The 23,334-nt window shown below is 41.1% G+C and carries 17 protein-coding genes and 1 pseudogene; 8 read left to right on the top strand and 10 right to left on the bottom strand.

What is annotated here, in order from left to right:
- Positions 1-10: 10 nt before the first annotated feature.
- The 6 genes and pseudogenes from J2X77_RS03795 to J2X77_RS03770 all read right to left on the bottom strand — a co-directional run bounded on the left by J2X77_RS03795 (position 11) and on the right by J2X77_RS03770 (position 8,569).
- The gene (locus J2X77_RS03795) at positions 11-3,157 is read right to left on the bottom strand and encodes a TonB-dependent receptor (protein ID WP_104384680.1); all 3,147 of its coding nucleotides are present in this window, start codon (positions 3,155-3,157) and stop codon (positions 11-13) included.
- Between the two features lie 72 nt (positions 3,158-3,229).
- Positions 3,230-4,405 (bottom strand): glycoside hydrolase family 130 protein, encoded by a 1,176-nt coding sequence (locus J2X77_RS03790; RefSeq protein WP_233789471.1) that lies wholly within the window; start codon positions 4,403-4,405, stop codon positions 3,230-3,232.
- Between the two features lie 162 nt (positions 4,406-4,567).
- Positions 4,568-5,845 (bottom strand): sugar porter family MFS transporter, encoded by a 1,278-nt coding sequence (locus J2X77_RS03785; protein ID WP_104384679.1) that lies wholly within the window; start codon positions 5,843-5,845, stop codon positions 4,568-4,570.
- Complete coding sequence (locus J2X77_RS03780; protein ID WP_104384678.1) at positions 5,842-6,702, bottom strand: ROK family protein; 861 nt, start codon at positions 6,700-6,702, stop codon at positions 5,842-5,844. Before J2X77_RS03780 ends, J2X77_RS03785 begins: the two co-directional genes overlap by 4 nt.
- Before the next feature lie 126 nt (positions 6,703-6,828).
- Positions 6,829-7,599 (bottom strand): annotated as a pseudogene (locus J2X77_RS03775) (IS1595 family transposase); the annotation flags it as partial.
- Positions 7,600-7,951: 352 nt separating this feature from the next.
- Positions 7,952-8,569: a hypothetical protein gene (locus tag J2X77_RS03770; protein ID WP_209577078.1), complete on the bottom strand. Its 618-nt coding sequence runs from the start codon at positions 8,567-8,569 to the stop codon at positions 7,952-7,954.
- 695 nt (positions 8,570-9,264) lie between these two features.
- On the opposite strand from J2X77_RS03770, the gene J2X77_RS03765 reads away from it, so the two are divergent.
- The 3 genes from J2X77_RS03765 to J2X77_RS03755 all read left to right on the top strand — a co-directional run bounded on the left by J2X77_RS03765 (position 9,265) and on the right by J2X77_RS03755 (position 10,211).
- Positions 9,265-9,750, top strand: a complete 486-nt coding sequence (locus J2X77_RS03765) for a DUF4385 domain-containing protein (RefSeq protein ID WP_209577079.1) — start codon at positions 9,265-9,267, stop codon at positions 9,748-9,750.
- Positions 9,737-9,877 (top strand): DUF2256 domain-containing protein, encoded by a 141-nt coding sequence (locus J2X77_RS03760; RefSeq protein ID WP_209577080.1) that lies wholly within the window; start codon positions 9,737-9,739, stop codon positions 9,875-9,877. The genes J2X77_RS03765 and J2X77_RS03760 overlap by 14 nt, the downstream gene beginning before the upstream one ends.
- A gap of 91 nt (positions 9,878-9,968) precedes the next feature.
- A complete protein-coding gene (locus J2X77_RS03755; RefSeq protein WP_209577081.1) occupies positions 9,969-10,211 on the top strand; it encodes a DUF3253 domain-containing protein in 243 nt (80 codons plus the stop codon).
- Between the two features lie 140 nt (positions 10,212-10,351).
- Here the strand turns inward: J2X77_RS03755 and J2X77_RS03750 are convergent, their stop codons facing one another.
- Together J2X77_RS03750 and J2X77_RS03745 are read right to left on the bottom strand one after the other, a co-directional pair.
- Positions 10,352-11,296, bottom strand: a complete 945-nt coding sequence (locus J2X77_RS03750) for a class I SAM-dependent methyltransferase (protein WP_209577083.1) — start codon at positions 11,294-11,296, stop codon at positions 10,352-10,354.
- A 315-nt stretch (positions 11,297-11,611) separates the two neighbouring features.
- Positions 11,612-12,283, bottom strand: coding sequence for a DUF6624 domain-containing protein (locus J2X77_RS03745; RefSeq protein ID WP_310079156.1), 672 nt, complete (start codon positions 12,281-12,283; stop codon positions 11,612-11,614).
- A gap of 693 nt (positions 12,284-12,976) precedes the next feature.
- On the opposite strand from J2X77_RS03745, the gene J2X77_RS03740 reads away from it, so the two are divergent.
- Genes J2X77_RS03740 through J2X77_RS03720 form a run of 5 tightly spaced genes read left to right on the top strand, consistent with a single transcriptional unit; the run spans position 12,977 to position 21,430 of the window.
- A complete protein-coding gene (locus tag J2X77_RS03740; protein WP_310079154.1) occupies positions 12,977-14,434 on the top strand; it encodes an IPT/TIG domain-containing protein in 1,458 nt (485 codons plus the stop codon).
- Between the two features lie 11 nt (positions 14,435-14,445).
- Positions 14,446-17,559: a TonB-dependent receptor gene (locus tag J2X77_RS03735; RefSeq protein ID WP_310079152.1), complete on the top strand. Its 3,114-nt coding sequence runs from the start codon at positions 14,446-14,448 to the stop codon at positions 17,557-17,559.
- Between the two features lie 11 nt (positions 17,560-17,570).
- Entirely contained in the window at positions 17,571-19,628 is a 2,058-nt protein-coding gene (locus J2X77_RS03730; protein WP_310079150.1) for a RagB/SusD family nutrient uptake outer membrane protein, read from the top strand.
- A gap of 15 nt (positions 19,629-19,643) precedes the next feature.
- Positions 19,644-20,627 carry a DUF4973 domain-containing protein gene (locus J2X77_RS03725; RefSeq protein WP_209577092.1) on the top strand — a complete coding sequence of 328 codons (984 nt, stop codon included), beginning with the start codon at positions 19,644-19,646 and terminating at the stop codon, positions 20,625-20,627.
- Between the two features lie 56 nt (positions 20,628-20,683).
- Positions 20,684-21,430 (top strand): aspartate/glutamate racemase family protein, encoded by a 747-nt coding sequence (locus J2X77_RS03720; protein ID WP_209577094.1) that lies wholly within the window; start codon positions 20,684-20,686, stop codon positions 21,428-21,430.
- Positions 21,431-21,663: 233 nt separating this feature from the next.
- Here the strand turns inward: J2X77_RS03720 and xseB are convergent, their stop codons facing one another.
- Entirely contained in the window at positions 21,664-21,885 is a 222-nt protein-coding gene (gene xseB / locus J2X77_RS03715) for an exodeoxyribonuclease VII small subunit (protein WP_209577096.1), read from the bottom strand.
- Positions 21,886-21,925: 40 nt separating this feature from the next.
- A complete protein-coding gene (gene xseA, locus J2X77_RS03710; RefSeq protein ID WP_209577097.1) occupies positions 21,926-23,212 on the bottom strand; it encodes an exodeoxyribonuclease VII large subunit in 1,287 nt (428 codons plus the stop codon).
- Positions 23,213-23,334 lie beyond the last annotated feature (122 nt).

The following is a 23,334-nucleotide window of genomic DNA, read 5'->3' as shown; positions in this document are numbered from 1 at the left end:
ATAACGGTTTTTATAAAACTAAATTAACACCCAAGTTGAATGTTCTCAATTGCGGATAATAACGTAATCGGCTTTGATTGCTTTCAGGGTCGATATTTTTTAATAATTCATCGCTTCCCGTAAAAGTCAGCAAGTTATTGGCATTGAAATAAATTCTGCACCGGTCAATTTTTAAAGACTGTATCCAGCTTTTTGGGAGCGAGTATCCGACTTCCAAAGTTTTTAAGCGCAGATAATCCGCTTTATGTAAGGACCATGAGTTATCGGATCTGTTGTCTACCTGCCCTGTTACACGAGCAGCCGGCATAGTTCCGGGGATCCACTCACTATTGGGATCCGAAGGATCTGCTCGATGCCATCGGTCGGTCATAAAAGCAAAGCCATTGCCGAGTCCCTGCTGTATAAATGGATCGAGGATATCACCGCTGATGTAGATGTCATGACCTGCGGCCCCCTGAAAGAATAACGTCATGTCAAAGCCCTTATAATTAGCTCCTAGATTAAGACCATAATACATTCTTGGCGTTGCACCGTGCCCAATTGGTTCCACATCGTTGCCGTCTATGATCCCATCGCCATTTACATCTTTGAACTTTAAATCACCCGGAAGCAGAGAACGGTTGCCATTATTATCCTGAACGGGAGAGTTTAAGATATCCTCATAAGATGAGAATTGGCCTAAGACCGTCTTTCCCCATCGGATATCTTTATTTCTATCGTTATTATTTTTCTGCCAGTTATCGTAAAGATTGGTTGACGCGGCACGTTCAACATAGCCATATCGAATCCGTGTAACGGAAAAATTAGCCGAAACATTATAGGCAAAATCAGCGATCTTGTTTTTATGGCCGACAGTCCATTCAAATCCAGTATTGATATCAGAATTTAGATTTTCCTGTGGCATAGACTCGCCAAATGTTGTCGGAAAAGTACCTTGTCTTGTCGCCGGTAATCCAGAACGTTCCCTTCTAAACCAGTCGAACTCGGTATTGATCAATCCATTTTTAAAAGAAGCTTCAAACCCTAAATTCATGATATTAGATTCATACCATGTCAACCAAGGATTAGCCATCCCACTGCTTCTCAGCCCCGAAGATAAGCCACCAGTCCCAAGTACATAACTTCCGCCATAAACATATCCATCCAGATATTGGAATGCAGAAAAATCTCCCTCATCGCCGACTTTGGCGTATGAACCCCGGATTTTTACATTGTCAAAGTGGGAGAGGTTTTCCTTGAAGAATTTCTCTTCCGAAATCCGCCAGCCGGCCGATACCCCCGGGAAAAAACCCCATCTCCGGTCGCGTCGAAATTTATAAGACCCATCATAGCGAAAATTCAGTTCAAGCAGATATTTTCGATCATAGGCATAATTAAACCGTCCCACAAGACCAGCGTGAGCCGTTTCCACACTTTTGCCGCTTGTATTCTGGTTCTCGGTGTCCCCCTTACTGATATCGTCAATGATACCGATGGAAGATTCCCTAAATCCTAGAATATCGGTCAAGCGGTCATGATAAGCCTCCCATAACAGTAAACCGCTTACATCATGTTTTTGTCCAAATACACGGTTGTAATTGATCGAATACTGCTGTGTGGGCATATACAGATTTTCCATCTTGGACTCTAGACTGGCCTTTTTTCGCAAAGCGACCTCCGTATACTGTTCATTCGTCTGATTATACTGGTAATCGCTCAGAGCTTTTTGCCAGGTTTTCCATTCGCTATTTTTGTAGTCATAAGCCACCATGGCGCGCAATGAAAGACCGGATACCCAAGGCAGCTTCCAATTGAGGTCCAGCGAGCCATTGAACTCTCTTCTCAGGCGTGACTCATAGCCACTATTATCAATGTAGGAACTATGGATAGGATTGGCCATATTTCCGATTGCCTGCCAGTAATCCGGATTATTGTTGGCATAAATATTATAAATCGGAATAGCCATCTGAGCCTGGGTAAACAGATCATCAGCGCCATATGGTTTCTCACGGTCTTGAAGACGCCCTGTCAATTTAAATCCGACCGTAAAATTTGGCGCGACATTCAGGTCTATATTGGAACGTAAATTATACCTTTTGAAGTTCCAGTCATCTGATCTCAAAATCCCCCCCTGATCTACATATCCGACGGAATTATAATATTTGACCTTATCATTCCCGCCATAGATGCTGACATTGTGCGAACTCTGTGGAGCATTGTTCCGTACCATGGCATCCCACCAGTCGGTACCTTGCGATCCGCTTTTATAACTATCGAGCTGTTCTTGGCTATAGGCAGGCACCCCTGTATACGGATTGGTGTTATAGATCGCTTCATTATACAGTGATGCATATTCGTAAGCGTTCATCATGCGTGGATAGCGGGTTACCTGCTGGATGCCATAATACCCATTGTATTCCACTTTGGTTTTCGCGTTAGTCCCTTTTTTGGTGGTGACCAGTAATACTCCGTTTGAGCCTTTAAACCCGTACACCGCAGCAGCAGCGTCCTTTAATATCGATATAGATTCAATATCATTTGGATCGACCTGCGCGAAATCCCGTTGTACACCGTCGACGATAACAAGCATGCTGCCGTATCCACGGATATCCACCGAGGCACCATCATCGCCCGGAGCACCGCTGCGCTGTACAGCGCGGATCCCCGGCAGTCTGCCTGCCAGCATATTTGTTACATTCGGTGTTTTCACCTTGATCAGTTCATCGGCCTGTATCGAAGCAACAGCGCCTGTTACGGAAGCACGTTTCTGCACACCATATCCCACCACGACCACCTCGTCCATCATCGCTACACTATCCTGCAATATAATGGATAAGTTTGTTCTTCCCCCCAGCATGATTTCCTGACTTTTATAGCCAGTGGCAGATATCAGCAGCGTTTCATCGGGTTCTGCTGCAATGGAAAATTTCCCAGTACCGTCCGTACTGGTTCCGATGGATGGCGTACGCTTTATTTGTACAGTAGCTCCTGCAATCGGATTATTGGCGGCATCCACAACTTGTCCGTTTATCTGGACGGGAGCTTTGGCAATGGACACGTGTATGGGACTATTGTCCCAACGCTCATGTCCGTAAGCCGCGGATGTCATTAGTGCAATCCCTAACAAGCTCGCTTTTAAAGCTTTTTTGTAGGGTACATTCAAATCACGCTGTATCATACTATAAGATTTCTATATGGTTATTATTTTGTAAACGTAGATGTTCTTCAATTTGGCGATATACATCTAAACTTATTTCACTTTAGGCAGCGGATCCAGAGCAGCTGGCTTCTCAGGATCAAAAATGGCCACTCCTACTTTTGAGTCAGCGCAGCCATAGTAGAGAAACCATTTCTGCTGAAAATATACAAGACCTTCAATAAACACTGTACCGTCTACATACTGTCCGCTTTTTTCAAACGCTTCCATGGGCCTTAAAAAAGGCACGTCCATCCTTGCCAATACTTTACCCGGATCTTTGCTGTCGAAAAGAACCTGCCCCGCCGAATAAGTGCCTCTGTTAAACCGCTTATCTCCTTTTTCAGGATGGTTTTTACCGTTGTACAATAGCAGGATTCCTTTATCTGTCAGGATGGCTGGCGGGCCGCATTCGGTTAAAGAACTATCAAAATACCCCTCCCTGGGAGAGATGAATGCTTTCAGTTCACCCCTTTCATCGACAATCGGTTCCCAATCTACCAGATTGTCTGAGGTGGCGCCATATACCCCATGCTCGCCCCAATACATCCAGTACTTCCCGTTTACTTTAGCAATCAGCTGCTTGCCGTGCTCCAGTTTGGTGACGATCGACGCTGATTTATGCGATCTGTTGACCAGGTCAGGCAGTACTTTCGATTTTTTAAAAATAGGGCCATATTTCGTCCAGTTTTTAAGATCCCTTGAGGTGGCCACACCCAAGCGGGGTACTTTTCGGTTCCACTGCGTATAGAACATCACATAGGTGCCATCCGCAGCTTCTGCTATCCGGGGATCCTCAGTTCCGCCTGGCCACTCAAATTCACGCTGACTATCATTTCCGGGATAAAAAACAGGCGTATGCCGGCGATTAAAATGTGTCCCATCCGCACTCGAGGCAAGTCCAAGCCGGGAAGTCCGATGTCCGATTTTTATACCAGTTTTATCTTCGGCCCGATAAAGCACATAAATGCTATCGCCTTTTACAACGGCCGCAGGATTGAAAGTGTCATTATTCTCCCAGTGCACTGCTTTTCCATACATGGGATCCATAAAAGTTGTCGTACTATCCGGCTCAATGACTGGGTTTACTCCTATTGGACGAACAAAACCGCCCATCACCCAGTCTTGGGCAGGATGGGTTTGTTGTTTTTGCGTGCTGCAGCCCCAAAAAGTGAACATAATCGTCATTATGGATAGGGGCTTGTACAGATTTTTAATTTGTTTTATCATATTTCAGCTAATTTAATATAGGGTGTTATTGAAAATATATTTATCGTCATCAAAACAAGTAAACGACTATAGAAAACCGGTTTTGCAAAGCGAAACTAAGAAGTTTATACTACACTATCGCATCATGATGGAGAATTAATAATTATTTAATATGGATAGGGCTCAATTTATTTCCTCAAGTGCTTTACCTTTCGTTTCGGGCATAAACAGGATAAAAACGAACGAAGCAACGACCATCAGTGCATAAAAAAGAAAAACATAATAACCGCCGAGCACGCTCCCTTCTACGATAATGGGAAACACCCAGGATATAATGGCCGCGAACAGCCAATGCGTCGTACTTCCCAGTGAAGAGCCTTGTGCGCGGACCTCATTGGGGAAAATTTCGGCCAGAAACACCCAGATAACAGCCCCCTGTGATAAGGCAAAAGATGCTATAAAGCCCATGATATAAAAAAGTAAAAACTGCGGATTTACTCCTTTTAGGCCAAATGCAGCCAATAGCAGGAATAAGAACATGCCGATTGCGCCCGTCAGCAGCAATTTCTTCCGGCCAAAACGATCGATAATGCTCATGCCGGCCAAGGTGAAGAGCAAATTGGTACCGCCGATAAAAATAGGCTGAAGGTAGGCCAGCTCTGCATTAAAACCAGCCATTTCAAAGATCCGCGGGGCATAATATAAGATCGCATTGATCCCTGTCATTTGATTGAAGAATGCCAGCAGAACAGCAAAAAGTATCGGCCTGGCATATCTTTTTTGAAAAAGGCTGACATTTTTAGCTGGTATTTGGGACTGGTTGCCCAACATCTCAGCCGGCGTTTCTAGCCGCAGATAACTTGCACGCGCTTTATCGGCCTGTCCCCGCTGCAGCAGCCATCTGGGACTTTCGGGAATGAGATTCAATAAGAGCACAAATAATAGGGCAGGAACCGCCATGATACCGAGCATGTATCGCCAGCCGCCAGATTCAACGCTCATAAAGAGAAAATTGGTCAGGTAGGCAGTAAAAATGCCAAGTACGATCATAATCTGAAAGGTTCCTGTAAGTTTGCCCCGGTCTTTTGCTGGTGCTATTTCAGACGTATATACCGGTCCGACCACAGAGCTGATGCCGACAGCAAGTCCGCCCAGCAAACGGAAGAGCAGGAAAAGTTCCCATATGGAAGCTAATGCACAGCCCAATGCCGAGAGCAGATATAAAGAGGCAACAAAATAAAGCACGGGTTTGCGCCCATAACGGTCGGCCATACGTCCGGCGACTATGGCTCCTATAATGGTCCCGATCAGGGAGATCGATACGGTAAGTCCATGACGGACAGCATCCAGATGCCAGAGTTTCTGTATAATCTGTTCTGCACCCGAGATGACGGCTGTTTCAAAACCGAACAAAAAGCCGCCCAAAGAAGCGATTAATGTAAATTTCCAGATGGGTTTCATATACTAAATGTCTTAAGGGTTAATCCAAGAAATAAGTTGCGTTCATCAAATGATGCAATGGACAGATCCACATCAAGGGCAGACCGGAGCTTATCAAAAAAATAGATGTGTGCTTTGGCAATACTGCCTCCAATGATAATTGAGTCAGGGTTTAATGGACAGATATATTCCTTAATGAAAGCAACCAGCTGCTCGCTTAAGAAACCAAAAGCTTCCTTTCTGTACTCATCCAGGCCATCCAGGTGTACCAAGTCTTTTATATTGCTTACCGGCGCGGATCCAAATACTTCTTTTAAATGCGACAGCATCCCGCGGGTTGAGAGCACATCTTCAACGATACCTGTATGAAATATTGCTGATCCTAAATTGAGATCTACGATTGTCCCATTTTCATAAAGCGAAGAGCCCAGTCCTGTTCCTAAGGTCAGGCCTACAACCCGCTTAGTTTCGATTTTTTTATTGACAACTTCACCCAGCAGAAAGGCCGAAGCGTCATTATAAAAGTAGATCGACGCTACATCAACACCAGTGATAGCCGAAAAAAAATTTTTTAGATTAACATGTAGCAGGGCTTGATATTTATTCATGCCGTCCATTAAAGATATGCCATTTTCATAATCGAAAGGACCGGGACAGGATATAAAAATTTTGGATGGACGAACCGTGGCTGCTCTCAGCGTCTTATCAATCGTTTCTTTTATCTCAGACAAGATCTGCCCTCTTTCCGCATGGCTATTTACATTCCCCCGGAAATAGGATCCGTCAATGACATACCCAGATGACACCTGCACAAGACCCGATGAACAATGTGTACCGCCTAAATCAGCACATAAAAATAAATTGTCAGTATGAGGCATTTTGTTTTTAAAATTGGTTATTAGTAAAAGATATAGCAAAACCGGTTTTGCTATATATTGCGAATATAGTATATAAATTTTAAAAACAAATATTTTTTATTTTTTTTAACGATTTTTATAATATTCCTAACTGATTCTTCGTTTAGCAGCATTAATATTTGCCACAATGAGTCTATCAAAAAGTATATCACCAAAATATTTTCTGTTCAGCTTGTAAATAAACTCATCCAAGTGCAGCTGTAGATACTTTTGATTATTTTATGATAGTTTCCTAACAAATTTCCTTTTTGCGTTAACGATCGCTATGCGCACATATTTAAGTGTTTCTTTGATGGTTTTGGCATCCGATTTTTCAGTGATATGTAATTCAACAAAACTAGGGATATCTACATAAGAAGAACTTTTATCCGTAAATACGATACAGGATCATTTATTGATTCTTTGACGACTTCATTGATCTCTTTTCCAAAATGGCTTTCCATCACTTTAGCCTTGAAAAAACGGACGTTTCTCTTTTTTGCCTGTAGAAAGATCTTCTAAAGTTACACTTTCCGCCATGATAGCCACGTTTTGCTTGCCCGCTTACCCTGTCCCTTTTTATTTCCTTGCTCGCAACAGAAAAATATCCTTCGTCAAATTCTATCCTACCTTCTAAGGTATATCTTGAATCTCGGTTACGCATAGTTCTACGTATTTCGTGAACCATGGCCCAGACTGGTTTGTAACGCTTTAGCACCAGTTGCTTCTGAATCTCATTGGTCGAAAACCCCTTCTTGGTACAACTCATCAAAAACATCGTCTTGTACCAAATCAAGAAGAATAACTTCAAACTCTCCATTATCGCACTGCTTCGTAATGAGGTCCTAAAATGGCAATCTTGCACTCATAGCTCCATTTGCCTAAACGCTAATATTGATTTACCTTTAAGATCTAAATTATAGTCTCTTAGTAATAGGCTGCAAAGAAAAATTCATTATAAATAGTTTATTTATTTGAATTTTCTTAATTTTAAAGTTTAAAGCGCTTGCAACTAAAACGTATGTCAAACCAGTGAGTTATTCGAGGAGTTAGATCTTGATAGGTTTGTAAATTATTGATAAATAGATTAATGTAAGTAGGGTTCGATTCCCCTACGGGCTACAGATCTAAAAGTCAACACATACAAAAGCCTGCAAATTAAATATTTGCAGGCTTTTTGGTTTTTCAACTTCTTCTTGCAGAGCATACGGGTAGAAATAGTGGCCCTTCTCTAATCTCTTGAAAAGACCATTATTACTTTGGAACGAAAGCTATCCTTGCCGCTATAGCTGATTTCCTGCTGCAATTTTAATGAATTTTCATCGACGGATATATCCCACCAATCTATATCTTTCCTAAGCTTTGGGTAATAATCTGCGAGGGAATCGACAATTCCTGTCGCAGGGTTTCCCCATTTCTCTACCCATGCGGATGGATTAAATGTCTTGTTTTCCTTAAGCAAGAGATGGTTTCCTGCGACCTGATAATAATATTCGCGGTAATAAATAGGTTCTCTGGTCTGGATGCTACCGTCTTTAATGCTTACATCTGCGCCTGGTAGATCCCATTTTCCGCCATCTTCGGTACTAATTGAACCGATAAAATACGGCTCCATCAACCGTAATGAAGCACTGTCACGACCATCAAAAATCAGATATTGGTAAGGCAGGTTGTCTGTCTGAACATTACTGTTTCCATTTTTATCACCGGTGGAAAGGGTAGTTTCATAACTTTTTAAGTTCCATTTTCCTTTCAGGAGGTTAGTCATATCCTGTCCAGAATTTTCTTTTTTGCAGGAAACAAACAATAGGGCAAAAACGAACACAAGGATCAATCGGTTTCTCTTCATGGCATAATAACGGTTTTTGAATGGCTAAAATAAGAAACTTAAATATGAGTTCAAAATCTATGGAGACTTAGCTTTTGGGCTGCGGTAGTGGGGATAGAAGATTTTTTAATTGGGACGCTTTTGGTAGGTATAATTTTGAAATTTATTATTTAATTTATCGATTAGAAAAGGGAAGCCATGCCATATCTGCGATTAAAACCTACAGTCAACCAATACCCGACCAATTCCTGCTCTTTTCCCAGCATTGCTCGAACTTTCTTCGGGCGGGCTTCGGATCTGCCTCGGGAAAAATTCGAGGAAAAGCCGATTAAAAGCCGAGTCCAATTCGATAAAAGGTAGAAGTTAATAGGGAGTTAGTGATGAAACAGTCCCCTGAATGTGATATCGCTACCCCGTCGGATAGCCGTTGAAACCGCCTCTGGATTTCTTTGAGAAGCGTTCGAGACAAGGTTGGCTCACCTTGTTCTGTAGAGATTCCCGTATATCAATGTTCTGGTTATAGGAGCTGATTTTGTTTGCAAAAAAATGAGCAGAATCAAAATAAGGTAGCTCTAGCCAAACTATTTGGGCCGAAATGCAGTTTTTTACATAACTAAATAGGGGTAGCTTTATGAAATGAGCATAATATAGTGAACATAAACTTGCACAAAACACACAGCCCTATTAAAAGAAAGGTAAAAATCTAAAATATACGTATGAGCACCCCAAAGCCGAGCTACCTGAACTTTGATAAAAAGCACTACCCGTGGAAGCCCGATATTGATTATCGTTTGAAACCAGCCGAATACCGAGTTGGTAAAGGAGAACAGGGAGTGTTGATATGTGAACCGTATAAATCGGAAATTGGTCGTTATTGGCGCTTTAAAACTGAGGCCATTGCCGAGGAAAGCAGTGAGAAGATTTTCAATTTGTTCGAAAATTATCTAAAAGCGGATGACTTTGTTGGAGCAGACATGGCACGCAAGTATCTGCAGATGGGATACACGCGTGCACGTCGCTACGCCAACTATAAAGGAGGGAAAAAGTACGATAAAGAAGATGATTATGCGCTATTGGAACGTGGAACGGGTGATAGGGAGAAGGCTGCAGCGGCAGAAGTGTTCTATAAACGATGGAAGCAGGCAGAAGCCAATGTGCAATACGGTTCGATGAAAAAACGATGGAAAGATGAAAGGGGTTAAAAAGCAAAATCTACCGCAGAAGATTTGCGCGGCCTGTGGCAGGCTATTCACCTGGCGTAAAAAATGGGAGAAAAATTGGGAGGACGTCAAATATTGTTCAGAGCAATGCAAAAAAAAGAAGACATAATAACTTGTCTATTCACTCTACGACATACTTAAAAACGATACCTAAAGTGTTCTATTAAAAACTTCAAGAAGCTTTTGTCTGTTACTACACTATGAAGCAAGAGGCAATAATTGAAAGCATCTTATCAGCTGCCGAAGCCCGTGGTCGCGAAAAGACATTCTGTCCTTCTGAAATTGCCAGGGAACTTTTTCCAAAGGATTGGCGTGCACATATGCAAGAAGTTGTTGATGTAGCAATTTCATTGCAGAAGCAGGGGAAAGTTTTAATCACCCAAAAAGGAAAGACCATTGATATCAATCATATAAAAGGTCCCATTCGTATAAGAAAAACTTAGCGTAATCAAACTCAATCTGCCTCTAGAATGACCCATTGCCCGCAAATGGTTCTTCTCCTTTTTACATGAATTCGCTAAACAAAAATCACTAATACCAAAAATAATATAGAATAATCTTTCATAGCTCTCTTTCTAAGGTATTAATACGGCAGGTTTTTAATATATGGGTTTTTAGGGATCTCGATCAATCTATATCCTTCGTCGATAAGTGATTTCTTCAGGGATTCATTCGGCATATTCTTAAAAACGGCAATGGAAAGTGTCTGACTAGGCATTATACCCCAACGGGAAAAAAAATCACGTATTTTCTTTCGGAAAAGAATACGCCTGAAAGCCTTCTCTTTTCTATCAGCTTTGATATGTTCGCTTCCGGGAAACCAAAAATTTGGATTAAGTTTTTTTATAGCAATCATGGGAAGATTGAGTCCGGCAGCGAATTTTTCAAATTCCCGTTCTGAAACTTTGTAGACAAAGTTTCCCACCCTTTCATAAGAAAACCTATTTTTCCAGATCTTATTGATCTTTTTGTCGTTGATTCTTGCCAGCAGATTGGCTAAATACAATAAGGTTGGCATTTTTGATATCGGGTCCTGCGGTTCTATAATTATGATGGCTTTGCTGGCTACTCGGATCATTTCGTAGAGTGCTGCGTAGGGGCGGGGAAAGTGGTGGTAGCTTTCCTTGCAGAGTATATAATCTACGCTATCGTCTTCCAATGTTAATGATTCAGCGTTTTGGGCTGAGAAATCCTTAATAAATTCTTGTTCATGGGAGATTTTCAGGAAACTGTCATCTAGATCACTGGCGGTGACATGGTGGATATTTTGGTCCAGGAGGTAGCGCGCGTCATGTCCATAAGCATCACCAAGAGTAAGCCATTTCGCATTTTTGTCCTTCGTGAAAGGAGTGAGGCATTTGAAAAAAAGTTCCTGCAGCCAGTGATTTATACTTCCTTTATAGTTATTTAGTGAATTGATTACTTTTACCTTTTGTTCTTTTTCAGGATAGAGGTTGTTGTACCAATTGGCATGAAGGTCATAGCTATGTTCATTGAATAGATCCTGTTTTTGTAAATTATTTTCCATAATAAAGTTTATAGTAGTTACATTATCTGATATTGATCAGACAAATAAATGATCCCCTCTTGGTCTTAACCTTATTTTAGGTTTATTTATTGTAACGGATAATTATTTGAAAATGCTACAGGCGTATTAAAATATTGTAAACAATATAAAATGTAGGAGATATCGTGGGTATATATTCCGTTTATTTAGCTAAAGTGCTATAAATTTGCATAATGAGCGTAATTAGAACATTTAAAGGTCACAAACCATAATTTTTGGAAACGAAAATAACATTGTTTAAAAGAGAATTGTATTTTTCAATGCATTGATTCAATTTTAATATTTACCAAACATGTGTGAAGGAACTTTATAAAGCCAAGGTTTTTTGACCCCGGATTTTAGATTTATAGAGTCCCTTAGTGCAAAATGTGATTCTGTTGTGGTATTCAAATAAATTTCGAGAGCTTCTAAACCCACAGCTTTTCTTCGCTTATTAACTGTTTTGATATCTACAATTGGATATGGAAATGTCCTGTGATATCTGACATCATACCAAATCTGCGTACCATATATTTGCAATTCCCCCTTGTTAAGATTTATTCGGTCCAATAAATATGCGTACTTATCCGGTGAAGCATTTTTTTTCTTTACTTCAGCTTCCATCTTTTTTAGTACCAATTTTTGAAAATCCGGCCATTTATTCAAGTGTTGTACGACCAGCCAAAACTTATCCGATCCGTCTTTCCCGACCCTATTATATCCCGGAAAACCAAACTTTGAAAAAATCACTTTTGCGTCGTCATAGTTTTCTTGATATATCTCTTCCATTCTTTGAAAGAATTGACTGTTATCATGAACATTTTTCGGTGGATTCATCATCCAGTCTTGATCTTTATTGGCCATTTGAATGATTTTGTCTCTTAAAACAGTATCTATTTGACCGTAAGCATTTATGGTCGCAAATATTAATGCAATAAACAAAACAATTAGTTTACCTAAATTTTTCATCGTGATCTTGAGAGGCCGAATTCTTAAAGCTTAAATAATCCAGTTTTTGGCAGATATAACACTGTTGATTTTGAAAGTGCTTAATAAATTATCTCCGAAAGCTTAATATAAAACAAATACAATAATTAATCAAAAAAAACATTTTTTAACTACCCCGCTTAATGTAGTCATGATACAAATCCGCATATTATTGAGATAATTCTATCCTATCAGAATCGTTACAATATCTAAATTTGATTAATCAATTATAGAAAGAAAAAAACCTTAGAGAAGCAGTTAGAAAATCGAGTTATAAATTAATCATCCATCTTCTTTGTGAAGAAGCTAATGCAGACCTTGGGAAAGGTATTGTTGGAGGTCAATATGAATAGCGGGAATCAAATAGAAAATTATTAGAACTATAAATTTAAAAAACCAAAAGACTTTGAAACTATTGTCGTAAAGTCTTTTTTTAGCTTAGGATAGCTAATACCATTTAGCTTTTTAAAAAATAACCAATTATGTATACGTCAAAATTAAGCGTTCGCCCAATGATGGGGCGGGCATCAATCCGTTCGTCCTAAAATTACCCTAGAATAGCTGGTATGTATTGCTAAAAAACGAATGAATATGTGTCAAATCGGTGAGTCTAGGATTCATGGAAGGTGATATACTCATGTTTATAAAAATAAACTCTAATCAATTAACAACCTTATGAGAACTAAACAGATAGCGGCTAATAATGGATTCCTAAATCGGTTGATTTGCGCCATTACAGTGCTTATTTTGGGCTTTGGAAGCTGTAAGAACGATAATGTTGGCAGCATTTCAGAGGGTATGCCCTTTGATCCTTCACAACCTGTTGTTGTCTCGGACTTTGCGCCTAAATCAGGTGGTATGGGGCAACGACTGGTGATTTACGGGAAGAATTTTGGAAACGATCCAAAAAATGTACAGGTATTTATCGGGGGTAAAAAGGCTGTGGTAATCAACACTTTGGGTGAATCCCTTTATTGTCTGGTACCAAAACAGGCGTTTAAAGGGGATATCGAAGTGCGCGTTGGAGCTCAAGAAAAGCCTGTTATCGGTAATGCACAAGAGCCTTTTGACTATCAGCGTAAATTGGTGGTGTCGACCCTGGCAGGTTATCGAAATTCACGTGGCGATGAGCCTTGGAAAGACGGGAAGTTTAAAGATGCTGATCAGACCAAGATGGCAAGTGGTTTTTGGCTTTCTTCTTTTATGAAGTTTGATCCCCTAAACCCCAAGCATCTTTGGATGACCTTCGATAATAATAATGGCCTATACCTGATCAATTTCGAGGATAGCACAATTACTAAAAAACGTTCGGATTTTGATCGCCCCCGTAGTGTCGACTTTTCTGTAGACGGCAACTATATGATTGTTTCGCAGGACCGTGGTGGGGAAAATGATGAATCTACCTTGTTGTTTTCGCGAGCAAGGAATTTCCTCGATAAGGAAGTCCTGACAAGAAGTAAACAATGCAACGGTGCATCCATTCATCCCGTGAATGGTGAAATGTACTTTAATAGCTACGCAAAAGGGGAATTTTACCGCTTTGACCTCAATCAATATTTCACAGATAAGACAACGAAGGCAGAGTTTCTTTATGTTATTCAGGATCCACAATGGGAGTACCGGGCTATTATTCATCCCAGTGGAAACTATGCTTATATCTTGGTGATCAACCAGGGCTATATGATGCGTGCCGATTACAATTGGGAAAAGAAACGTTTTAATCAGCCTTATCTGGTTTGCGGAAAAGTTAGGGAATCGGGGTACAAAGATGGTGTGGGGTCGTCCGCTCGTGTCAATGAACCATACCAAGGTGTATTCGTGAAAAATCAAACCTACGTAGAAGCGGGAAAACCTGATCAGTATGACTTTTATTTTACGGACCAGATGAATCATGCGATTCGTGTGCTTACACCAGAGGGAGCTGTAACCACATTTGCTGGTCGAGGAAGCTCAAGCCTCAATAGCAACCCTTATGGTTATGTCAATGGTGATTTGAGAGAGGAAGCGAGATTTGACCGTCCATCAGGTATCGCTTACAATGAGCAAGAGGGAGCTTTTTATATTGGCGACCGCGAGAATCGACGCATCCGTAAAATCGCGTTAGAGGAGATAGATGAAAATAACCAAGATTAACCTGTGATAAGATGATGAATAAAATAGTATTTACATGTATGTTACTCCTCTGTGCCACTTTCGGTGCGCTGGCACAGGATGTTTTGGAAGTAACGGGTGTCGTTGTCGACGCCCAAAAGGCACCAATTGTTGGTGTTAGCATCTTTGTGAAGGATGCGCCAGGTTTAGGAACAACAACAGATAATAAAGGGAGTTATCGGATAAAAGTAGAGCGATACAAGACGCTGGTCTTTTCATCTGTTGGTTACAAAAAGCAGGAAATACTGGTGAAAGATAATCGCGTTATCGATGTGACACTGAATGAATCGGAGACCAGTGTGCTCGATGAAGTTGTCGTAACCGGTACGGGTACACAAAGAACACTGACATCGACTGCAGCGACCAGTAGTGTTGACGTCAACACGATGAAAGGAAATCCAACATCGAGTATTAGTAACGCTTTAATTGGAAATGCGCCTGGAGTTTTAGGTATGATGCAGTCTGGTCAGCCAGGAAAAAATATTACCGAGTTTTGGATCCGCGGTATTTCGACCTTTGGTGGAGGTGCTTCTGCTCTTGTTTTGGTCGATAATATCGAGCGGAATATCAATGACATTAATATCGAAGATATTGAAACCATTAATATCCTGAAAGATGCCGCTGTGACCGCAATCTACGGTTCCAGAGGGGCAAATGGTGTCATTTTAATTACAACAAAGCGCGGTAAAGATGGTAAGATCAGTATTAATTTTAAAGATGAGAATATCTATAATAGCCGTACCATTACACCTGAATTTGAAGACGGCGTTACCTATGCAAATCTATTGAACGAGGCACGTATTACACGAAATTTTGCCCCGATTTATCAACCTGAAGAATTGGAAATACTACGTTTGGGATTGGATCCGGATCTCTATCCCAATGTAAATTGGAAAGATTTATTGCTCAAAGACGGAGCGATGACTTACCGGGCGAATCTGAATATGACAGGCGGTGGAGCCACAGCGCGTTATTTTCTGTCGGGAAGTTATATCGATGAAGGTGGTATGTATAAGACCGACGAAACGCTACGGAATGATTACAATACCAACGCAAATTACAAAAGGTATAATTATCGGTTGAATACAGATATTAACGTAACTAAAAGTACCGTGTTAAAAATAGGTATTGCAGGCTCCCTCAATAAAAGAAATAGTCCAGGTTTAGGAGACGATGATTTTTGGGGTGTGTTATTCGGATATTCTCCTATTCGCACGCCGGTAATCTATTCAAATGGTTATGTTCCTGCCATTGGAACAGGAAATCAGACCAATCCTTGGGTAGTTGCTACGCAGACAGGATACAATGAAAATTGGCAAAACAATATACAGACCAATATCTCCATTGAACAAAATTTTGACTTTATAACTAGGGGGTTACGTTTTAGGGGAATTATTGGATATGATACCAATAACGATAATACAATATCGCGACGTAAATGGCCTGAACAATGGCGCGCAGAACGCGCCCGTGATGAGAATGGTAATTTGATCTTTACACATATTTCAAATCCGCGAGAGTTATATCAGGCCAGCAGTGCCAGTGGCGAGCGACGCGAATTCTATGATATGATGTTTAACTATGATCGTAGTATCGGGAATCATACTGTTGGTGCCGTGGCCCGTTTTACCCGTGATGCACTTATTCGCACAGTCAATCTTGGCGATGATATCAAAAATGGAATTGCAAGAAGAAATCAGGCCTTAGCTGGCCGGGTAACCTATAATTGGAAGTCACGTTACATCGCTGATTTTAATTTTGGCTATAATGGTTCGGAAAATTTTGCCCCGGGTCGACAATATGGTTTTTTTCCTGCGGTTTCTGCAGCCTGGAATATCGGCGAAGAGCCATTTGTGAAAGATAATATTTCGTGGATGAATATGTTCAAGATCCGGTACTCCTGGGGAAGAGTAGGTAACGATCAGTTATCCGGTGGCGCACGCTTCCCTTATCTATCGACAATTAGTGAAATCGGACGTTTTGAAGACCAGGTATGGATTCCCGAAGGGGGGTATCAGTGGGCAGACTATGGTTTCGACCGATACTATGGCGGAATGAAATATAGTCAGGTATCTTCCTCCAATGTGACCTGGGAGATGGCGACTAAAAAGAACCTGGGATTTGATCTGGCGCTTTTTAAAGATAAGATAGTTGCTAATTTAGATTTCTTCAATGAGGAACGCACGGGCATATATATGGCTCGAAATTATTTGCCTGCACTGGTAGGATTAGAATCTATACCAAGCGCGAATGTGGGAGCGGTAAAATCAAGAGGTTTTGATGGACGCCTACTATATAACCAGAAAGTGGGCGAAGTCAATTTAACTGCCAGAAGTAATATTATCTATAGTAAGAATGAAATCACGGAGATCGATGAGGAATATAACGTGTATGGCTATCAAAACCAAAAAGGGTATCGGGTTGATCAGGCAAAAGGACTCATTGCTTTAGGCCTATTCCAAGATTATGATGACATACGCAATAGTCCTAAGCAAACATTTGGCAACTACCAACCAGGCGATATTAAATATAAGGATGTTAATGGTGATGGCATCATCGACGACGGTGATCGTGTCGCTATCGGAGCAACAAGACGTCCTAACCTAGTTTATGGTGTGGGGGCGTCAGCAAGCTGGAAGAACCTGGATATTAGTGTGCACTTTCAGGGATCTGGTAAATCGACGTTCTTTACCTATGGGAAAACAGTTTATGCGTTTAGTGAAGGTGAATGGGGACAAGTGTTGAAGGGGGTAATGGGCGATAACCGTTGGATTTCGGCTGATATATCCGGTGATCCATCGACAGAAAACCCGAATGCTTCTTATCCGAGGTTGAGTTATGGTCCTAATCCGAATAACTTTAGAGAGTCAACATTTTGGTTGAAGAATGGGCAATACCTTCGTTTGAAAACCTTGGACATCGGGTATACCCTGCCAAAGCAAATGACCAACCGGATAAAAATCAATAGCATCCGTTTGTTTTTAGTTGGTTCAAATTTGCTGACCTGGTCAAAATTCAAACTTTGGGATCCGGAGCTAGCGACGCCGAGGGGTGAAGACTATCCATTACCTAAGTCGTTTACATTTGGTATCAATGTCAACCTATAAAATCAAGAAAGATGCAAAGAAATAAAATATGCATGGCCATGTTGCTTGTGCTAGGAGCAAGTTTTGTCTCATCCTGCAAAAAGGATTATTTGAAATCGGATCAATATTTTAAGGATCGACTTAATATAGAGAAGACCTTTAAAAGTAAGGTATATTCGGAAGAATGGCTAGCGCATGTATTTGAAGAGTTTAAAGGAGAGAATGCTGATGTTGCCAGTAAAGGAATGACGCCGCATTGTTATGCAGACGACATGTATTACGGTGATCGAGATAGAGATTATGATCCCTCAAAAAATGAGCTCTCTTACAATATGTTCAAAATGGGCCAATATACTGAAAGTGATAAACAGGGTACATGGACGCAATCCTACCGGGGCATTCGTAATGCGTCGACCTTCATTCAGAACATATACATGAACAGTGAGATGTCGGCAACTGAAATTTCGGATTATCGTGGGCAAGCACGATTTGCACGGGCATACCTTTATTGGCTGTTGCTCCGTAAATATGGCCCCATTCCGCTGTTGCCGGATGAAGGACTGGATTATACGGATAGCTATGATGATCTGGCGATTCCGCGAAGCACCTATGAGGAGTGTGCAAGCTATATCAGTGATGAATTGCTACAGGCAGCTAAAGAAATGGAGTCTTTAGGGATGAAGCGCGGACAAGACGGCTCTGCTCGGCCAACTGTTGGGGCGGCTTTAGCTGCCCGTGCCAAAGTGTTACTTTATGCCGCTAGTCCATTGGCTAATGGTAATAACTCCGGTTATGCAGCATTATTGGTCGATAAACAGGGCAAACGCTTGCTTTCCGCAGAATTCAAGGAAGAGAAATGGGCGAAAGCTGCAGCTGCCGCACGAGACGTAATCGAGCTCGGCGTGTATAAGCTGTATACAGCACCTTTTCAGGAGACTGGTGACGATGCCACCGTCAAACCTCCCGAAGATCACAATTTTTCAGCTAAAAGCTGGCCCGAAGGGTGGGCAAATATTGACCCCATGAAATCATATGCACAGGTTTTCGACGGTACGTTGTCTGCCTCAGGCAATCCGGAACTGATATTTACCCGTGGTAGTAACCAGCCCAATGAAGGGATTGACCAAATGGTTATTCATCAATTGCCACGCTCGGCGACAGGATGGAATACCCATGGACTGACACAGAAACTCGTTGATGCGTATTATATGAGTGATGGTACAGATGTACCGGGTAAGGATAAGGAAATAGGTCGAGGTAATGGCTCAAACAGAAGTACGGGATATGTTACCCAGGACGATTATAATGCAAAAAAATACCGACCACTGCGCGCAGGAGCTTCTCTGCAATATGCGAATCGTGAACCCAGGTTTTACGCTTCAGTAGCTTACAGCGGAAGTTTTTGGACGCTGCTGAATGAGACAAAAGAGGAAAATCGTAATAAGCAAGTTTTTTATTACAGTGCAGATCCCAAAGGCAATGGCTTTAACTCTGCCAATGGATATTGGTTGCGTACGGGGTTTGGTGTTAAAAAGTTTGTTCACCCGAGTGATACTTACGAAGGTGGTGTAGGATCACGTGTGGTACCCAAGGCAGAGCCTGCAATCCGTTACGCAGACATATTATTGATGTATGCCGAAGCATTAAATGAATTAAGTGGTTCTTTTACAATTCCATCGTGGCGGGGGGGAAGTTACACTTTAAGTCGTGACATCGCTGAAATTAAAAAAGGTATTCAGCCTGTACGGATCCGGGCGGGAGTTCCGGATTATTCGGAAAGTGTATATGGCAGTAAAAACGAATTGCGTCGTACAATTAAGCGTGAACGTTTTATAGAGCTGATGGGCGAGGGACAACGTTATTATGATTTACGTCGCTGGATGGATGCTCCAGTGGAAGAAGCCCTGCCGGTTTATGGCTGTAATGTCTTAATGAATGAAAAAGAACGTGATCTCTTTTACCAACCCGTTGCGATTTGGACACTGAAAACGACCTTCGCAGACAAAATGTGGTTTTGGCCAATCAGTCATACAGAACTTAAACGCAACAAGAATTTAACACAAAATCCTGGTTGGACTTATAATGATTAATCAATTATAAAATTTATGAAAAAGTCATCTATACAGCTTTTTTTCCTGATGGTGTTATTCGTCTGCAACGCCTGCAACGACGAATGGAAAGAGGAGCAATTTGAACATTATGTCTCATTTAAGGCCCCTCTGGAAAGTGAGGGAGTCGCCAATATTTATGTCCGTTATAAAGACGGACAAAAAACTACATTTTTACAGCCGCTGGAAGTGAGTGGATCGACAACAAATGATATGGATCTTTCCGTACGCGTTGGGGTAGATGCTGATACATTGGGCATATTGAATTATGAACGTTTTCAGAACAGGCAAGATTTTTATTACAAGCAGCTGGATAATAGCTATTTTTCTATTCCCGAAACGGTGAATATAAAAACAGGAGAGAATACAGCATTGATGGCTATTGATTTTTCGTTGAAAGGAATTGATATGGCCGAAAAATGGGTGCTTCCGCTGACGATTTTGGAGGATCCTGCTGCGCAATACAAAATCAATCCCAGAAAACATTACAAAAAAGCATTACTACGTGTCAATCCATTTAATAATTATTCAGGAACGTATAGCGGGACAGCCTTAAAAGTTGTGATGGATGGGCATGAAAGTGAAACACCGATTGTGAAAAGTCAAATAAGAAGTTACGTGGTTGATGAAAATACGATTTTCTTTTATGCGGGAAATATCGATGAAGATCGTAAAGACAGGAAGAATTATAAAATCTTTGCAACCTTTAGTGAAACTGGAGGGGTTACTTTTCGAGCCGAAAATCCAAATATGAAGTTTGCTGTTAAAAAAGATGCAAGTTATACGATTTCGGAACAAATGGATGCTGTCCGTCCTTATTTATTACATCGTTATATTACTTTAAATAATGTCGATTATGAATTTACCGATTATACCTTAGTTTCTACCACAGCAATTAAATTTAAAGTTTCAGGATCATTAATCTTAGAGCGGCAGTTAAATACACAAATTCCTGATGAAGATCAATCGATAGAATGGTAATTTCTCCAAACCATTTTTGATGCTATTGGTTATATCATCGATATAATAATAGCATTATGATTGGTATAGTCGGTGGACTTGGCCCTTATAGCGGCCTAGATATTACAAAGAAAATTATTGATGAAACAGCGGCAAGATCCGATCAGGAACACTTGCCGCTATTATTGTTCTCATGTCCTCATTTAATCCCGGATCGGAAAGCCTATTTATTGGATACATCCAATGAAAATCCTGGAAAGGCCATCGCTTCGGTGCTACAAAAATTGGAAATGGCGGGCGCGACCATCGCAGCAATTCCATCAAATATCGTACATGCAGAGCCTATTTTTTCTGTCGTTAAAGAGGAAATTGCACGCACCGGGAGCACGTTACAACTATTGCATATTGTTCATGAGACTGTGCGATTTGTGGACGAGAACTACCCTGATAACATGGTGGGTGTTATTTCTACTGCAGGCGAGCAGCTATATAGTTTATATCGGCAGGCTTTTATTGAAAAGGGCTTTGATGTCGTCACACCAGAAGGAACGGAACAGGAAAAGGTAAATAATGCAATCTATGATGCTGAATATGGAATAAAAGCGCAGCCTGTACCGATTGCGAATAAGGCGAGGGAGGATTTATTATCGGCCATGGATGACTTGAAGAAAAAGGGCGCACAAGTCATTATCTTGGGATGTGCGGAGTTACCTTTGGCTATTCCGGAACGAGATTACAATGGTATGATCATCATAGACCCGAATAGAATTTTAGCGCGTGCACTCATTCATGCGGTTGCTCCCGATAAATTAAAGCCCTTGTAGTCTATTCTTTGGTTCGCAGAAAAGTGTACATCAAATGGTTGAAGGTCTTCTATAATCTTATATAATTTTGATGAAATTTCTTCTTTAATAGAGAGGTCATTTGATAGATCTCTCTATTTTTCTTCAATTGGATGAAGAAGAAATGAACGTATGGATAGCCTATTTCAACTGCTTGAAACCCGCGATGTCATACTTATTATGGTATTATCAGTATTAATAGGTCTGCTGGTTGGCTATTCCTCTTCATTGGTCTCTTCTGCTGGTGATATTTTCTGTAATAAACTATTCACCTCTTCCTCTGTCGCCGTTAATTTGGCTTTACAGACCTGAATAAGGTCTGATGCTCTTTTAATCTTTTCGGCGAGTTCATCAATGTTTGTTGAACCATTCTCAATCTCCCTTACAATAGTTTGTAACTCGTTAAAGGCATCTGTATAGGTATAATTCTGTTCCATTATGATATGCTTTCTTTAATTTTTTTTGCCAATCGCTAAATTATGCATCGTCTTCGTCCAATTCCGGTTTTGGAAATTTATCCGTCACTGTGCTTAGCAATTCTCCATCTTCGAGTATGGTTTGTATGACATCGCCGGGTGATACTTGTGTAATCGACTGCAACAGTTTTCCATTAACTTTTGTAATTGAAAATCCCTGTTTTAATAATCGAATTGGATCAGCCAGCTGAATAATTCGCTCGGTATGCGCCAGCGCTGTCTTATGCTCGTAAAAGCGCAATTTTATCAAGGAGCTAAGTTCATGCTGAAATTGCTGAATGGCTGTTCTAGCGCTTTGTATTTCTCTTTTTCCGATCCATTGAATGTGCGTTGCGGTTTGAGATAGCATGTTGCGCTCTTCTTTAAACCGAGTAGCAATAAGTTGCTGTATTCGCTCCGCTGCCTTATCGACCGGAATAGCGAAATTGTGAAACTTTTGGATCAAAAAGTCGGCGAGCTCACTGGGGGTGATCGCATTCTTATAAGCGACCATTTCGCTGACCGTATAATTTGTCGAATGTCCAATACCGGTTAATACTGGAATGGGAAACATCGCGATAGCCCGCGCCAGTAAATAATTGTTATAACTAGAAAGACCGACTTCACCACCCCCGCCCCGGATAATGGCAACGACATCGTACAAGCTGATTTTTTCGGCAATAACGGCGAGTTGGTTGATAATGGAAGGCACTGACTTGTCACCCTGTAATAATGCGGGGAAGAGTGTGCATTCGATGCGGTAACCCCAAAGGTTTTGATTAATAATCTTGTAAAAATCAGAAAGCCCCTTACTTGTTTCTACCGAAATGATCGCTAGTCGTTTGGGAACGGCTGGAAAGGCCAGCAACTTATTAGACTCATAAATGCCTTCTGCCTTCAGCTTTCGAATACTGTCCAACTTCTCCTTTTCAAGTTCGCCTAAGGTAAATGTCGGATCGATGTCAACAATGCGCAGGCTCAATCCGTACATCGGATCATAGGAGATACTTGCCTGAAATAACATCGTAATTCCTTCTCGTAACGGTTCTTGAGCAATCTTAAGAAAACTGTTGTTGATACGGTTGTAATCGGTTTTCCATAAGATAGACCGCATTTCAGCGACAATTTTACCGTCCTGTTTTTCTACTAGCTCGGGATAACAATGGCCAGAATGGGTATAATGATTGAGCTTGTTCATTTCCGCTTTAATCCAGTACAAACTCTTGTACCGCTCTGCAAGTGTCTTTTGGATACTGCGGCTAACTTCCAGTAAGGAAAATATGGTTTTATCTTGAATCAATTCTGGCATTAGTCAAACTTACAGAAAAAACCTTCAGGATGCAATCGGGCCCTGGCTAATCAAAGGCTATTTGAAATTCGCTTAAAGATTACTTGTACCTCTAAAGTTAAAGGAAAAAGACATTTTAATTC

This window comes from Sphingobacterium sp. 2149 (assembly GCF_031455655.1).
Lineage (GTDB): Bacteria > Bacteroidota > Bacteroidia > Sphingobacteriales > Sphingobacteriaceae > Sphingobacterium.
Note: the sequence above shows the minus strand (reverse complement) of the source record. Positions and strands in the feature narration are given on the sequence as shown.

Excerpts from the sequence above, each read along its gene's own strand:
- J2X77_RS03795 (WP_104384680.1), bottom strand. The coding sequence starts at position 3,157 with ATGATACAGCGTGATTTGAATGTACCCTACAAAAAAGCTTTAAAAGCG.
- J2X77_RS03790 (WP_233789471.1), bottom strand. The coding sequence starts at position 4,405 with ATGATAAAACAAATTAAAAATCTGTACAAGCCCCTATCCATAATGACG.
- J2X77_RS03785 (WP_104384679.1), bottom strand. The coding sequence starts at position 5,845 with ATGAAACCCATCTGGAAATTTACATTAATCGCTTCTTTGGGCGGCTTT.
- J2X77_RS03780 (WP_104384678.1), bottom strand. The coding sequence starts at position 6,702 with ATGCCTCATACTGACAATTTATTTTTATGTGCTGATTTAGGCGGTACA.
- J2X77_RS03770 (WP_209577078.1), bottom strand. The coding sequence starts at position 8,569 with ATGAAGAGAAACCGATTGATCCTTGTGTTCGTTTTTGCCCTATTGTTT.
- J2X77_RS03765 (WP_209577079.1), top strand. The coding sequence starts at position 9,265 with ATGAGCACCCCAAAGCCGAGCTACCTGAACTTTGATAAAAAGCACTAC.
- J2X77_RS03760 (WP_209577080.1), top strand. The coding sequence starts at position 9,737 with ATGAAAGGGGTTAAAAAGCAAAATCTACCGCAGAAGATTTGCGCGGCC.
- J2X77_RS03755 (WP_209577081.1), top strand. The coding sequence starts at position 9,969 with ATGAAGCAAGAGGCAATAATTGAAAGCATCTTATCAGCTGCCGAAGCC.
- J2X77_RS03750 (WP_209577083.1), bottom strand. The coding sequence starts at position 11,296 with ATGGAAAATAATTTACAAAAACAGGATCTATTCAATGAACATAGCTAT.
- J2X77_RS03745 (WP_310079156.1), bottom strand. The coding sequence starts at position 12,283 with ATGAAAAATTTAGGTAAACTAATTGTTTTGTTTATTGCATTAATATTT.
- J2X77_RS03740 (WP_310079154.1), top strand. The coding sequence starts at position 12,977 with ATGAGAACTAAACAGATAGCGGCTAATAATGGATTCCTAAATCGGTTG.
- J2X77_RS03735 (WP_310079152.1), top strand. The coding sequence starts at position 14,446 with ATGATGAATAAAATAGTATTTACATGTATGTTACTCCTCTGTGCCACT.
- J2X77_RS03730 (WP_310079150.1), top strand. The coding sequence starts at position 17,571 with ATGCAAAGAAATAAAATATGCATGGCCATGTTGCTTGTGCTAGGAGCA.
- J2X77_RS03725 (WP_209577092.1), top strand. The coding sequence starts at position 19,644 with ATGAAAAAGTCATCTATACAGCTTTTTTTCCTGATGGTGTTATTCGTC.
- J2X77_RS03720 (WP_209577094.1), top strand. The coding sequence starts at position 20,684 with ATGATTGGTATAGTCGGTGGACTTGGCCCTTATAGCGGCCTAGATATT.
- xseB (WP_209577096.1), bottom strand. The coding sequence starts at position 21,885 with ATGGAACAGAATTATACCTATACAGATGCCTTTAACGAGTTACAAACT.
- xseA (WP_209577097.1), bottom strand. The coding sequence starts at position 23,212 with ATGCCAGAATTGATTCAAGATAAAACCATATTTTCCTTACTGGAAGTT.